This window comes from Psychrobacter sp. T6-5 (genome assembly GCF_052258485.2).
Lineage (GTDB): Bacteria > Pseudomonadota > Gammaproteobacteria > Pseudomonadales > Moraxellaceae > Psychrobacter.
Genome location: NZ_JBQQEY020000001.1, coordinates 1773169 through 1788552, shown reverse-complemented (window position 1 = coordinate 1788552; position 15384 = coordinate 1773169). Strand labels below are relative to the sequence as shown.

General features: G+C 44.3%; 10 protein-coding genes. 7 read left to right on the top strand and 3 right to left on the bottom strand.

Annotated elements, in window-relative coordinates:
* Window positions 1-158: 158 nt before the first annotated feature.
* A complete protein-coding gene (locus tag ACTXGK_RS22360) occupies window positions 159-1286 on the bottom strand; it encodes a sulfate ABC transporter substrate-binding protein (RefSeq protein WP_443516395.1) in 1128 nt (375 codons plus the stop codon).
* Between the two features lie 365 nt (window positions 1287-1651).
* On the opposite strand from ACTXGK_RS22360, the gene ACTXGK_RS22355 reads away from it, so the two are divergent.
* Entirely contained in the window at window positions 1652-2185 is a 534-nt protein-coding gene (locus ACTXGK_RS22355) for a hypothetical protein (RefSeq protein ID WP_443516397.1), read from the top strand.
* Between the two features lie 136 nt (window positions 2186-2321).
* Here the strand turns inward: ACTXGK_RS22355 and sat are convergent, their stop codons facing one another.
* The gene (gene sat, locus ACTXGK_RS22350; protein WP_443516398.1) at window positions 2322-3590 is read right to left on the bottom strand and encodes a sulfate adenylyltransferase; all 1269 of its coding nucleotides are present in this window, start codon (window positions 3588-3590) and stop codon (window positions 2322-2324) included.
* 344 nt (window positions 3591-3934) lie between these two features.
* Between sat and ACTXGK_RS22345 the strand changes: the two genes are divergently transcribed.
* From ACTXGK_RS22345 to ACTXGK_RS22335, 3 genes are read left to right on the top strand one after another with little or no spacing between them, the layout of a single operon-like run.
* Entirely contained in the window at window positions 3935-5620 is a 1686-nt protein-coding gene (locus ACTXGK_RS22345; RefSeq protein ID WP_443516400.1) for a nitrite/sulfite reductase, read from the top strand.
* Window positions 5613-6203, top strand: a complete 591-nt coding sequence (locus ACTXGK_RS22340; RefSeq protein WP_443516402.1) for a DUF934 domain-containing protein — start codon at window positions 5613-5615, stop codon at window positions 6201-6203. The genes ACTXGK_RS22345 and ACTXGK_RS22340 overlap by 8 nt, the downstream gene beginning before the upstream one ends.
* Window positions 6204-6261: 58 nt before the next feature.
* A complete protein-coding gene (locus ACTXGK_RS22335; protein ID WP_443516404.1) occupies window positions 6262-6900 on the top strand; it encodes a phosphoadenosine phosphosulfate reductase domain-containing protein in 639 nt (212 codons plus the stop codon).
* An 89-nt stretch (window positions 6901-6989) separates the two neighbouring features.
* Here the strand turns inward: ACTXGK_RS22335 and ACTXGK_RS22330 are convergent, their stop codons facing one another.
* Window positions 6990-7712 (bottom strand): SDR family NAD(P)-dependent oxidoreductase, encoded by a 723-nt coding sequence (locus ACTXGK_RS22330; protein ID WP_443516406.1) that lies wholly within the window; start codon window positions 7710-7712, stop codon window positions 6990-6992.
* A gap of 310 nt (window positions 7713-8022) precedes the next feature.
* Here ACTXGK_RS22330 and cysG point away from each other — a divergent pair, with 310 nt between their 5' ends.
* From cysG to ACTXGK_RS22315, 3 genes are all read left to right on the top strand, one after another.
* Window positions 8023-9651, top strand: a complete 1629-nt coding sequence (cysG, locus tag ACTXGK_RS22325) for a siroheme synthase CysG (protein WP_443516408.1) — start codon at window positions 8023-8025, stop codon at window positions 9649-9651.
* A gap of 153 nt (window positions 9652-9804) precedes the next feature.
* Window positions 9805-11376 (top strand): exonuclease SbcCD subunit D C-terminal domain-containing protein, encoded by a 1572-nt coding sequence (locus ACTXGK_RS22320; RefSeq protein ID WP_443516410.1) that lies wholly within the window; start codon window positions 9805-9807, stop codon window positions 11374-11376.
* Between the two features lie 87 nt (window positions 11377-11463).
* Window positions 11464-15354, top strand: coding sequence for an AAA family ATPase (locus tag ACTXGK_RS22315; protein ID WP_443516412.1), 3891 nt, complete (start codon window positions 11464-11466; stop codon window positions 15352-15354).
* Window positions 15355-15384: the final 30 nt, after the last annotated feature.

Here is a 15384-nt window from a genome sequence, read left to right as displayed (position 1 = left end):
GAATAACAAGCAGGCAAAGCCAATCATATCAATAATTTATGAAAAAATTCTATACGCATAACCAACTGTTTTCTAATACTAGATACATCTTATCTATCTTGTCCGTGTTTCACTGATAACGGCCAAGACAGATCATTCTACAAGCCAAGAATTAACGACTACTTAGCACTTGCCAGCTGATCGAAACGGCCACCGTCTACAAAGAAAGTATCCATAATCTCTGCCCATGGGCCAAAGACGGCGACAGGCTCAAACGTTTCAATATCAGGCAAAGTATCTTTATGAGCGGCAAGTATTTGCTCATCACTCGGACGCATATACATTTTTGCCATCAGCTCTTGTGCAGGCTTGTCCCATAAGCCTTTTAGATAAGCATTTGCCGCTTCGGTCTTGCCCGCTTTATCAGTCACTGCCGTGACGACTGCTACTGGGTTGGCAATCTCAATCGAGTAACTTGGATAGACAATATCGACTTGACCTTTGGCAAATTGCTGAGCGGCCAAGTTTGCCTCATTTTCGGTAGTGATGAGTACATCGCCTAGGCCGCGCTGGGTAAAACTGGTCGTCGCAGCACGTGCGCCATTGTCATAAGTGACGACGTTTGCCAGCAGCTTTTTGATAAAGTCATTGGTTTGAACCGGGTTGTCACTGCGGTTTTCTTTAAATTGATGCAAGCCATAACCGTAAGCACCCAGAAAGGCATAACGCGCCGTACCACTGGTCTTGGGATTGGGGGTGACCACATCGATATCGTTACGGGCTAAATCTGACCAGTCTTGTATGTTTTTTGGATTGCCAGCGCGAACCAGTAGCACCATAGTGCTGGTGTACGGCACGGCACTATTGGGTAATGCTTGCTGCCAATCAGTAGCGACCAGACCTTTTTCAACCAGCAGGTTCATATCACTCTCTTGGTTAAAGGTCACCACATCTGCTTGTAGACCATTGGCAACAGATAATGCCTGCTTGCTTGAACCGCCATGTGATTGATTGATATTTACTTTGCTGTTTGGATGGGCTTTTCGATAGTCAGTGCTAAATAGCGCGTTATAGTCTTTATAAAAGTCACGAGACACATCATAGGAGACATTGAGTAGATTGACATCCTGCGTCCCACCATTAGCGTTGTTTGCTGCTTCGTTTTGCGCCCCTTCGGTTGGACTACAGCCTGTCATTATGATCGCTGCTGCGAGCATGCCGCTAGTGATAAGTGCCCGCGCTTTTATATGTTTATTATTGGTTGGCTGGATGCTAGCAATGCGGAATTTTTGGAATTTTTTTTGCATGATGCTCTCGATAAAGGTAGTAGAAGCGTGTTGTCAAAATTTTGACCATCATCAGAGGGCTTACAATCGTTTGAGCTTAGTTCTTTTGACTTTTACTCTGTTGATTTCGGTTTTCGGATGATGAAAGCTATGCTAGCAGCATAAATAGCAAACGCTTAGTGACGAATCAGCTTATCAAGTCCTGATGTTGGCATAAGCACTTAGCATGTGCTCTTACGAGATTATGAGGAACGAGAGGTAAATCATTGTAGGCAGGCTTATTAAATAGACTATAATTTAGCTAGGCTTTACCATCATTTTATATGGTATGGCCTAGCGCCAATGCTATATTCATTTTTCCGTCTTATTTGACCAAAGGCCTTTTTATGACTCTTTCGTCCCATCGCTTTCATTCTGTTGCAGCATTAACCTTGATGGCCACTACCCTAGCTGCCGTAACGGGTTGTCATAACGTGACGCCCACGGTGAAGAATTCTTCGCACAGTGCTATAGCAGTTCATCCAATTCCAGTGGATGTTATCAGTGATGTTATGAAAGACTATATTTCTGGTGATTATGCTTCTGCAGATTATGACAAACGCGCACAAAAATATGACTGGGTTGGCGTCATGGTGCGTGCAGAGAGTGACCAACAAATCGATATAAAAATTCGCTCACGCAGCGATATCAAAAAACAGACTTGTCAGTTTGATGGTAAGGCGACATTAATGGGGCAAGACGCGGCACACGGTACAATTTTTCAGGCACAGGCAAATGACAGCACCGTCTTTTTTCAATTTAAAGACAATATGCTGACGATTGATAGCCCAGATACGTATGCGCTGAATTATTTTTGCTCAGGCGGTGCCTCACTTGCGGGAGAATATCAAAAACTGACAGAAGATTTAGCGATTTGGTAGCTCACGCTAACTGAGGTGAGAGATGCTAAAAATGATAAAAACAAAAAGGTGCCAGACCATAAGTCCGACACCTTTTTTAGGTTTGATTTAGCACTGATTTTTTATGCTGGCACTTTTTTATGCTAGCACGTTGGGTTTATACCGCAGATGCGCCAGTGAGTTTGATCTCAGCACGTTCTTCACGAGCGATGCTACCGTAGTAGTTCCGTAGTATCTCAAGCACTTCTGGACGGCTAAAGTTCTCTGGTACTTCCATGTCTTCTGATAGCGCTTTACGTAGTTTGGTACCTGATACTTTAACGTGTTCAGAGGCGTCATGCGGGCAAGTCTTGTCAGACGCCATGGCGTTACAAGCATTACACCAGAAGGTCCAGCCAATTTTTAGCGGCTGGGTGATAAGATCGTCTTTGCCAACCTGTTCAAAAATGGTTTGGGCATCGAATGCGCCATAATAATCACCCACACCAGCATGATCACGACCAACGATCAGATGGCTACAGCCATAGTTTTGGCGGAATAACGCATGCAATAATGCTTCACGTGGACCTGCATAGCGCATATCTAATGGATAACCCGCTTGAATGACCGTGTCTTGTTTGAAGTAATTGTCAATCAAGGTTTTAATGGCTTCTTGACGTACTTCTGCTGGAATATCACCTGGTTTTAGTGCGCCGAGCAATGAATGAATCATAACGCCATCGCAGATCTCAATTGCGATTTTGGCCAGATATTCATGTGAGCGGTGCATCGGGTTACGCGTTTGGAAAGCCGCCACAGTCTTCCAATTTTTCTCTTCAAAGATTTGACGTGTTTGCGCGGGCGTTTTATAGATACCAGGATAACGCGTTGGGAACTCGCCCTCGCTCAGCACTTCTACACTACCCGCAATATTAACGTCATCTTGATCCAATACTTGCTGGACGCCTGGATGCTCTGGGTCTGTAGTGGTAAATACTTGCTGACACTCGTGTTCTTTGTCGATGGTATAGGTCTCTTCTACCGTCAAGATACCCATAACTTCGCCATCTTGTGCGACCAATGCTACTTTGTCGCCTTGACTCAAACTATCCGCCGTCGCTTTTGGTGCAGACAAGGTAATTGGAATGGGCCAAAACAAACCTTCGTTATCCCCACTTTGCAAGCGCATGTTATCAACCACACCTTGCCAGTTGGCTTTATTCATAAAACCATTCAATGGCGTAAAGCCGCCAATACCAAACATGATCAGGTCACCACGCTCGCGTGAGCTTAAGGTAATGGTTGGCAAGGTGCTGGCAAGCTCTAATGCTTGCTCGCGTGCTTCGCCTTCTAACAACAGTGGTTTAAGCTCGGCACTGCCATGTGGTGGAACCAGTTTTGATTGGGATTGAGTTTGGCTTGGGTTCTGAATTTGGGTCTGAGACATATCGTTATTAAAACCTCTTATTAGAAAGAATGGTCGAGAAAGATAATCAACAAAGTAAGCGGCTGATAAGCCAGCCACTAATAAATGATAATAAGAATAAAGCACGAACGATCAGGCATTAGATTTGATAAGCATAGGCTACCTAACTTTCGTTATGAAAATTTATGCTGTGTTTGGATATGGATATGTCTGAAAGGAATTTATGTTTATAGATAGAAGCTTATATGATGTGACCCTGAATTGTTTAAATTGCGATTTGTGGTAAAGTCTATCACCTACGAGCACAGATATTAGATTGCTTCCATCGCTGCTTTTAAGACTAAAAACAAAACTGAGATTACGTCATGTATCAATATAATTACGCTGACCAGACGTTAGTAGACGAACGAGTTGCCCAATTTCGCGACCAAACCGCACGATTTCTAGCGGGTGAGCTGCCAGAAGAGCAGTATTTGCCACTGCGATTGCAAAATGGCCTCTATATTCAGCGTTATGCGCCGATGCTCCGTATCGCCATTCCTTACGGACTACTTGCCAGCTATCAGCTGCGCAAATTGGCAGAGATTACCCGCAAGTATGATAAAGGTTATGGGCACATGACTACCCGTACCAATATTCAGCTGAACTGGCCAAAACTAGAAGAGGTGCCAGATATTTTGGCAGAATTGGCAACGGTACAGATGCATGCCATCCAAACCTCAGGCAACTGTATCCGTAATACCACAACGGACCCTTACGCTGGTATCCACAAGGAAGAAATCGCTGATCCACGTCCTTATTGCGAAATCATTCGTCAGTGGTCAACCTTTCACCCTGAGTTTGCTTTTTTACCGCGTAAATTTAAAATTGCAGTAATCGGCACCGAAGCGGATCGCGCTGCGACGCAAGTACATGATGTGGGTCTGCACGTCGTTACCAATGACTCAGGCGAGCTTGGCTTTGAAGTGATCGTTGGGGGTGGCTTAGGACGTACGCCTATTATCGGTAAAACGATTCGCAAATTCTTACCGCGTGAGCATTTACTCAGCTATCTCGATGCCATTTTGCGCGTTTATAACTTGCATGGTCGCCGTGATAACAAGTACAAAGCCCGTATCAAGATTTTGGTTGATAGCTTAGGCGGCAATCAGTTTGCCAAGTTGGTGGATGCTGAGTGGGAAGCACATACTAAAGATGGTCCACTTACCTTGACTGAAGACAATTTTGACACCGCTGCCAGTTACTTCAGTATGCCTGATTATCAGTCATTTGATGCGCTCGCAGTACAATCAGAGTTGCAAGCACAATTGGCAGACAATAAAGATTTCGCTGATTGGTATAAGCAAAACACCGTGCCACATAAAGTGGATGGCTACCATGCGGTCGTGATTTCTTTAAAAGCCGGACTGGTGGATGGTCGTTATGTGCCATCAGGTGACTTGAGTGATGCGCAAATGGATGCGCTTGCCGATTTGTCTGATCGTTATAGCTTTGGTGAGTTGCGCGGTACGTATCAGCAAAATCTAGTATTCGCTGATGTGCAAACCAATGAGCTTTATGAATTATGGCAGCAGCTGTCAGACCTGCATTTAGCACGCGCCAATATCAACACCTTAACCGACATGATTGTCTGCCCAGGTTGGGATTATTGCTCACTGGCCAATGCCACTACGCACAATATCGCTGAGCAAATCGAAAAGCAGTTTGATGATTTAGATTACTTGTATGATCTTGGTGATATTCGACTAAATATGTCAGGCTGTATGAACGCCTGCGCCCATCATCACACAGGTGATATCGGTATCTTGGGTGTGGACAAAAAAGGCGAGCATTGGTATCAGATTAGCCTTGGCGGTAACTCTAGTAATGACGCCAAATTGGGCAAAATCTTAGGCAAAGCGGTGCCAGCAGATGATGTGGCCAGCACCTTGCAAACCATTTTAGATGTTTATCTCGATATACGCGGCACTAACGAACAAGATGTTGAGGGTTTTGGTGACGTGATTGATCGCGTTGGTATCGCCCCCTTTAAGGAGAAGGTCTATGGCTAATCATCATGTGCTCGATAGCCATGGCACAGATATTAGTGGCGAAGATACTTGGCAAGCGCTAGCAACAGCGCAACTGCCTGATGGTATCGCGTTATCAAACCTGACCTTGCTTGAGCTGTTACACAAACAAGAAAAAGTCGATGTGCTTGTCCCATTAGCAGATTTATTAAATGCTGATGGCAAACTGGCAAATGGTTTGCTAGAACAAGTATTGGATATCCTCAAGCAGCACAGCAGCCGGTTGGGTGTGTGGATCACGTCTAACACCGATGCTGATAATCTGCCTGATGTAAAAGATTTTTTATTGACGCAAGACTTGATCGTCATTCATGTCCCAAGTTTTGTGGATGGTCGCGGTTTTAGTTTTGCACAGACCTTGCGTCAGCTTGGTTATGAAGGTGATATTCGCATGGCAGGCGCGTTTGGTCGTGACCAAATCGCTTATTTGCTGCGCGCTGGTGCTACTAGCTTTGTACTTAATGAGCATGATGTCAACTCTAATATCAGCCAAGCCTTCACTGCCCTAGCCAGCAGCTATGATGGTCGAGACGCTTCAGCATTACCGATGTTCTCAAAAAACTAATTTTATTGTTCACTATCAAATCGCTATTTTTATATTAACAATTATTAAGGAATGTATCATGAGCCAATTACACCCAAACCTAGATATCGACCAAGCAAACCAAGATTTGCAAGGTAAATCACCTGAGCAAATCGTTGAGTGGGCACTGACGCAAGCAAAAAACCCAATCATCACCACCAACTTCCGTCCTTATGAATCAGCGATCTTGCATTTGGTTGCCAAGCAGCGTCCTGACATCACTGTGTTGTGGGTAGACTCAGGTTACAACACCGATGCAACCTATCAGTTTGCTAACAAATTGATTCGTGATCTTGATCTAAACGTTGTGACTTATATCCCAAAACAAACGGCTGCACACCGTGATGCAACCATGAATGGTATCCCAGGTATCGATAACCCTCAGCATGACGAGTTCACTGAGCAAGTGAAACTTGAGCCATTCCGCCGTGCACTAGACGAGCTAAAGCCTGATGTATGGTTCAATGCCATTCGTAAAGATCAAACAGAATTCCGCCAAGGGCTTGATGTACTCAGTTTATCAAAAGACGGCGTATTAAAAGTAGCGCCATTGTTTGAAAAAACAGATGCGGATCTAGACGTGTACTTAGATGAGTACAACTTGCCAAATGAGCATGACTACTTTGATCCAACTAAGGTAGAAGAAAGCCGTGAGTGTGGTCTGCATACTCAGCTGTAATCTTAGTGTTTTCTGAATGAAAAAAGCCCTTTCTTTAATTTAAGAGAAGGCTTTTTTATGGTTGACGACCATGTTGGTAAATACTAAAGCTATTTGCGACCTAATACCCAACCGCCATCCATCAAAACGTTAGCGCCTTGCATATAATTAGAATCATCAGATGCCAAAAACACGGCAAGTGCAGCAATCTCTTCAGGCTTACCAGCACGCTCGGCAGGAATACGCGCTAGACGTTCATCGTCGATACCCTCAGTCATTGGTGTTTTTATAAAACCTGGCGACAATGTATTCACTTTGATGCCTTGACTGCCAAAATCAAAAGCCAGTTGTTTCGAGAATCCTAAGATAGCATGCTTGGAGGTTACATATGCTGAGCCGCCCGGTCCTGCCATTTGTGTCGCTTGCGAGCCGACATTAATAACAGTGCCGCCGCCTTGCTTGATAAAATGCGGAATCACCATTTTTGAAGCCAGATAAGGCGCTTTGACATTAATCGCCATCAATTTATCGTAAAAATCTTCTTCTAGCTCAATAGCATTGTCATAATCATCATGGATACCAGCACCATTGTACAAAATATCAATTTTATCGTAAGTCGTTAACGCGCTATCAACTACGGCTTGAATATCACTCTTTTGCGTTACATCAGCTTTTACAAAGATGGCGTCTTGATTGTTATCTCTAATATCTTTGACAATTCGATTGCCGTCTTCCTCATCGCGTCCTGTGACGACGACTTTAGCGCCTTCATTAGCAAATGCCTTAGCCGTCGCCTCGCCCAACCCTGAAGTGCCACCAAATATAATCGCCACTCTGTCTTATAATTTCATAGTATGCTTACTCTTTTTAAATATTGTGAATTATTGATATACGATTGATTATCCTAAGACATGCTAGCACAGCCTAATTTTGGGATATGTTAGCGTGTGTTAGAGAATTTATTGATTTGAGAAAGTCATTTCATCTATTCCTATTGGCAAGAAAAATATCAATTAATATTTCAAAAACGAATATGCTAATGCCAATTCATTAGGTGAGAGTGTGTCTGTGATACCTCATAATGGCGGCATTCCTTATATCTTTTCTACTTTTATAATAAATAACTCAATATATGGTGACGCTATGAACACCTTCCCGCTATTTTTTAAATTAGAAGGCCGTAAAGTGCTCATCGTGGGCGGCGGCGAAGTGGCACTGCGTAAAGCCGACTTGCTCAGCCGTGCTGGCGCGTGCATTACGATTCTTGCACCTGACATCAGCCATGAGATACAAGCCTTGCTCACGGATGATAAGCACGAATTTATCTACGAGAATTATAATAAGCGCTATATGTCAGGTGCACGCGTGATCATTGCCGCGACTGACGATGAAACGCTTAACCATGAGATTCACGCAGATGCGACTGAGCTAAATATCCCGGTCAATGTGGTCGATACGCCGCCACTGTGTGATTTTATCTTTCCAGCGATTATCGATCGTAACCCCATTGTCATCGGCATTTCATCAAATGGTAAAGCACCGGTGTTGGCACGGCTATTACGGGCACGCCTTGAAACCTTGATTCCGCAAGGCTACGGTAAATTGGCCAAGTTGGCAGGGGATTTTCGTACTGAGGTAAAAGCCAAAATACCAACGCTCACGGGACGGCGGCAGTTTTGGGAGCGTGCGTTTGAAGGTCAAGTCAGCCAGTTGATGTTTGCTGGTAATGAAACGGAAGCGGCTGCCCAGCTGCAAGCGGATTTGGATAATACTGCCGCTGCTATTCATGATAAAGCCCATCCTAATGCTGCGGGAAATACAACGCCTACGCTACCAGACGAGTCAGAAAAAAACTTACCTCCCGTTGGCGAAGTCTATATCGTTGGCGCAGGCCCTGGTGACCCAGAGCTTCTGACGTTCAAAGCGCTGCGTTTGATGCAGCAAGCAGATATTGTCTACTATGACGCCTTGGTATCGCCACAAGTGCTGGATCTTTGCCGCCGTGATGCGGACAAAGTTTTTGTCGGTAAAAAACGCAGTAACCATACGGTCGCGCAGCTTGGAATTAATGAGTTGTTGGTCAATAGCGCCAAAGAAGGTCGCCGTGTGGTTCGCTTAAAAGGTGGCGATCCCTTTATCTTTGGTCGCGGCGGTGAAGAGATCGAAAGCCTGCGCGCTCATGGCGTACCGTATCAGGTCGTACCGGGGATTACCGCGGCCAATGCCGCTGCGAGCTATGCTGGCATACCCTTAACTCACCGTGACCACTCGCAATCCGTGCGTTTTGTGACAGGATTCTTGAAAGCAGGCGCACCCAATAGCAACTTTAAAAACTTCTTGAATACCGATGAGACGGTGGTATTTTATATGGGTCTGCATTCGCTAGCGCGCTTGACTGAAGGCTTGGTTGACGCTGGTCGTAGCGCTGATACGCCAATTGCCATTGTCTCTAATGCCAGTATGCCCAATCAGCAAGTACTGACAGGTACGCTTGCAACGATTGTTGCCAAACAAGAGGACGCCGAGTTGCCGACGCCTGCCCTACTTATTATGGGAGATGTGGTCAGCCTGCATCATGATCTAGCTTGGTACAATTTACAGAATCAGCAGCACAGTCAAAACAGCGATGATATAGCTAAAAACTGGTTACGTGAAGGCTCGAGAGGTGAAACAGTAAAACAACCCATAGACCAGCAAGCGCACGCACTATCGATGATTGCAAATCTTGCAACGCAGAAAGAAGATGATCTAGAACAACTCATTATCGATTAATCCTCTGTGTTTTATTATTACCTGTAACGCAAAGCGACCCTGTCAATAATATATTGGCAGGGTTTTCTTTTGGCAACAGAGAAAGTTCCAACGATTCTTGCTAGAATGAGAGCTACCTAACCCCTGTTCTGACGTTTAATAATAAGCCAAACTATGCCCCTATCTATCGCTCCTAAATACACCTCTGTTAGACCTTTAAAAATATTGCACACGTCCGACTGGCACTTGGGGCGCAGGCTTTATGGTCGTCTGCGTTATGAAGAGTTCGAGGCATTTTTGTATTGGCTACAAGACACCATTAGCGCACAGCAAGTAGATATATTGATTGTTGCAGGTGACGTCTTCGATACCATGACGCCAAGCAATAAAGCCCAAGCGCTGTATTATGAGTTTTTGGGTAAGGTTTCACGTTCCTGCTGTCAGCATGTGGTCATTGTCGCAGGCAATCATGACTCACCAACATTTTTGGATGCGCCAAGCAATGTGCTCAAATTTCTGAACGTCCATGTGATTGGGACTGCTTGTGATGATTTAGAAGATGAAGTATTGGTCTTAGGTGATGATGATAACAATCCTCATTGCATCATCGCCGCTGTACCCTACCTGCGCGACCGTGATGTGCGTAGCAGTAGCGCTGGCGAGTCTGCGGATAGCAAAGACGCCAATGTTATCAAAGGTATTCGCGCCCACTATGATGAAGTAGCAAGCATTGCAAAAGGAGAGCAGGCAGAATTAATAAAAATTTATCAACGGCATATCCCTATCATTGCCACAGGTCATCTATTCGCAGCAAATGCCAAAACAACCGACGATGATGGCGTGCGCGATCTCTATGTTGGCTCACTTGGCAAAATCTCCGCTGATATGTTTGATGAGAGTTTTGACTATGTCGCTCTTGGGCATTTGCACGTACCACAGCGCGTTGGCGGTCGTGAGAGTATTCGCTACTCAGGCTCACCCATCGCGATGGGCTTTGGGGAGGCCAAACAGCAAAAACAAGTGCTACTTATACAATTTGGCAATTCTGAATCTTTTGATGATGATGGCTTAGGGCTAAACGTCATGCCTCAACTTGCCAGCACAGATGCTAACGTTAAAACTACCACGGTTGAAAGATCAGTAGAAAAAAATGCTAAGAAGATAGCGAGTCAAGCCACTGTCTATATGGATGACTTATTTGGATTTGACGCGCCAGCTGATAATCATGAGATAACAACAGCGGCTATTCAAGCGAACACTGACGATCAGAAACAGCACAAACCCAAGCCTAATGATTCCATTACTTCTAACGAAGTTTTGCATCATGATGACCACAATCAGATGCAAATAGTTTCCCTACCCATTCCAAAATTCCAACAGCTGGCGCAAATATCTGGTGACCTAACCTTGATTGAACAAACGATAAAATCACTCACACCAACTGAATCTGTTTGGTTAGAGATTGTTTATACAGGCGATAAGATTGTTAGTGATTTGCGTGAGCAAGTACAAGCGATGGTAGATGGGCTGACATGTGAGGTATTAAAGATTAAGAATACTCGCACTTATAATAAAGTGCTTAATCAACAGCAAACCTCGGAGAACTTGCAAGACTTAAATGAGATGGAAGTGTTTGAGCGCTGCTTGACGATAAATGATGTGGCTGAGTCACAAAAAAACTCATTGCGCGATGCCTATGGCCAGATACTTTATCACTTACATCATGAGGACAAACAGGCAGAATGATATAAGGGATAAATCATTATCACACTTCTATTTTCTATCTTTCTAAATTTCCGCAGTTGTTGCTATCACTAATAATAAGATATATCCATGCGCCTAATCGAACTCAGACTCAAAAACCTCAATTCTCTCAAAGGTGAATGGCATATTGATTTTGCTGACACCGCTTTTACCAATGAAGGTATCTTTGCGATCACAGGACAGACTGGCGCTGGCAAGACCACCATATTGGATGCCATATGTTTGGCATTGTATGGTGAAACACCGAGGATCAACAGTATCAGCAAAAGCAGCAATGAGGTAATGACGCGGCAAACAGCGGAATGCTTCGCTGAAGTTGTGATTGATTTGAATGGTGAGCAGTACTGCTGCCGTTGGGGACAGCGCCGCGCTTATAATAAGGCAGATGGCAATCTGCAAGACGCAACTCATGAGATCGCTAAAATAAACACTGATGATCCGTCAAAAGAAGATGAGCTGTTAGAAAGCACTCTAAAACATACCAAAAACAAAATTATTGAGCTGACTCGGATGGATTTTCAGCAGTTCACTCGCTCGATATTGCTTGCTCAGGGTAGCTTTTCAGCATTTCTAAAGGCAAAGGCTGATGAACGTGCTGATATTTTAGAGAAAATTACAGGCACTAATATTTACGCAACTATCTCCACACAGGTTCATGATAAGAAGCGCACTGAAGAAGAGATATTGAGTAAACTGCAATATGGCTTAGATGGCTTGGCACTTTTAGATACCGAAGAAGAAGGTCAGTTAAGAGCCGATTTGCAGTCATATCAAAAAACCCAGAGTACGCAGCAGCGAGAAATTCAAGATTTGGTCGAAAAGATAAAGTGGCTAGATAGCGTCACAGAAGCAAAAGAAAAGCTGAATGCTTATGAAAACGACTTGGTGCAGGCGCAGCAATCGCAGCAAGACTTTATCCCTAATACCAAGCGCTTAGCCGCTGCTAATAAGGCATTGGAGATTGATAGTCAGTTTGGTGAGTTATCATCTACCCGCAAGCATGTTGGCGAATTAAATCAAGAAAAAGCGCAGCTCGAGTATGACTTACCTAAGCAGCAAGCACTTACCCAAAGCGCTCGCACACAGCTAGAGAAGCAAATAACACAGCGCCAAGATGCAGAAAACGCAATGCAAATCGCACGACCGAAGATTCAGAAAGCACGTGATCTCGACAACGAGATTGCCCAGCAGCGTCGCGCTTTAAACGATACACGTGTCAGACATGACACACTTAAAGCAGATAACGAGCAACTGCTTGAAAATATTGCCGCGCAAAAAAGCATTGCCATAGAAAAAGAAAACCAAAGCGCACAATTGACCAACAAACTTGCCGGTACGGATAATTTAAGCCACTTAGACAGCGATATTGTCATCTTTGATAGAGAGTGCAGTCGCCTAAAAGATTTAATACAGCAAAATTCAGCGCGTTCCCAAGAAAGAAACCGCCAAGAGCGTGAGATACAAGAACAAAAAATGGCCTTGGAAACATGGCAGAAGCGACAAGAAGATCACAGCAAAAAAAACAAAACCATCCAAGACCATTTAGCTACCCTACAAGAAGAGCAAAGCGAGCTAGTTCAAGTACAATCAGTCACAAAGATGCGCGCGACGCAAACGCAGATAGACAGCACTAGCCAGCAGTTCGAGCAGCTGCGCTTTCATGACCAGCAGCGCCGTGACCTTAACGTACAAGTGACACAAATCATGAGTCACATCGAGCAGCTAGAGAGTGAAATCAGTGGCTATGAAGAGTTGATTACAACAAAAAAAGCAAACCTCAAAAACACGCAAGAAAAGCGCCAAGACAAATCGAATCAGCTACAACTACAACAAAAAGTCATGACGCTAGAGAACTATATTGCCGATTTACAAGACGGTAAACCTTGTCCTTTATGCGGTGCGCTTGAGCACCCCTACGCCCAAAATCACCCGCACCTTTTACCCGATGACGAAAACTTCCAATTAGCGCAGTATATTAGTGTTTTAGATGAACAAATTGCCGCGCTGAATAAAAGCATCACTGCCCAGCAGATTGAGCAGGCAAGTAAACGAAGTACGCTTGAGAATCAAAGCAATCAGCAAGCCGAACTTGCCACAAAAATACAGCAGCATGATACCGCCATAACAGAACTGCTGTATGTCATCAGACAGCAGATGAATGATGAAAACGTAGCTGACAGTACTATTGCCAACTTGATACAACCATTACTTGCGATGGGTAGTGATAACGACATCGCGCAAACACTTGCTGACAGTAAAGATAAGTTAAATCAGTATAAAAAAGAAATCGCAGATACTTTAGAACGCTACGAAAGCTACAGTGAAGACATAACGCGTATGCGTGAGACGCTAGAGACAGCATCAAAAGACCAGCAAGCGTTGGCAAACGATATCTCTGAGCAGAAAACACAGATTACTATCAGTGAAAACAACATAACAGGTATCGATAATAAAATCACAGAGAACTTTGCTGAACTACAAACGCTCATTACTGCCATTTTGCAGCGTATTGACCCTTATGCTGCCAGTAGCTATCCGACAAAGGCGCTGAGCACCTTGCAACGTGCGCCCGGAAACTTACAGTTGTTATCGGCTAGCATTAAACAACAAAAAATTCTGAGCAATGCAGATTATGATAGTTATCTTGAAGAACTACGTCAGCAGCGCCGCGCCCTCGTACAGCTAAAAGACGCTTTCGCTGAAGATAAGGACAAACAACAGGCAATACAGACCGACCTTGATCTTATAAAGGCATATATTGAGAATACAGAAACACAGCTCAAAAAAGATACTGATTCGCTTAACAGTCTAATACAAGTGAAGAATAAACAGACAGCCGCACTAACCCAGTTTCAAGACGAACGCGCAGAGGTTTTTGAGGCGGCCGACCTAGAAGCAGCTGAGCGTACGCTTAGAGACACGCTAGATCAAGCGCAAGAGGCGCACAGTGTTGCCCAACGACAGCTAGATAAAGAGACGTATAATTTGCAACAGCTCATGAATCAGCAAGAAAACTTAGCCAGTCGTATCGAAGCAGCTACGCAAACCTTAGAGATGCAACATACCGCATTTAATAACGCACTTGCCGCCTCCAGCTTTGATACGGAAGCAGAATTTTTGGCGGCTCGCTTGCCTATGGATGAGCGCAATACACTCAAGCAGCAGCAGGAACGTATTGATTATGCACTCAAGCAAGCGCAATCCTTATTGAAAGAAACCGAGAAAGCATTAGAAGATAAGCAAGCCAACCCGCTGACAACAGACGATAAAGAAACGCTTATCCAGCAGCAAGCGCAAGTCCAAGAGAGATTTAATAGCTGCATTGAATCTATTGGTGCAATCAGTCAGCGTCTAAAAGACAATGAAGATAAGAAAAGCACGCAACAGCTGCAAATTGATGCCATCGGTGCCCAAAAAGAGAAGTTACAAGTATGGCAACAGCTACATAAATTGATTGGCTCGTCTGATGGCAAAAAGTATCGTACCTTTGCTCAAGGCCTAACCTTTGATCTTATGGTCAATCACGCCAATACGCAGCTGCAAAAAATGAGTGATCGCTACCTGCTGGCTCGTGATGACAATAGCCCACTTGAGCTCAATGTCATTGACAATTATCAAGGCGGTGAGATTCGTAGTACCAAAAATCTCTCAGGCGGTGAAGGCTTTATTATCAGTCTTGCTTTGGCATTGGGACTATCACAAATGGCCAGCCAAAATATTCGCGTGGACTCGCTATTTTTGGATGAAGGCTTTGGCACATTGGATGAAGAGTCTTTAGATATTGCACTAGATACGTTGACCAATTTGCAGCAAGAAGGCAAATTAATCGGAGTGATATCCCATGTACAGGCGCTAAAAGATCGTATTTTGACCCAAATTAAGGTCGAAAAGCTCTCAGGCGGATTTAGCCGAATTAGTGGTCAAGGATGTCACAAAGTTGTCAGTGAAAAAGCCTCGTAATTTAAGCTAGTCAGTATGCTACTTTCTACT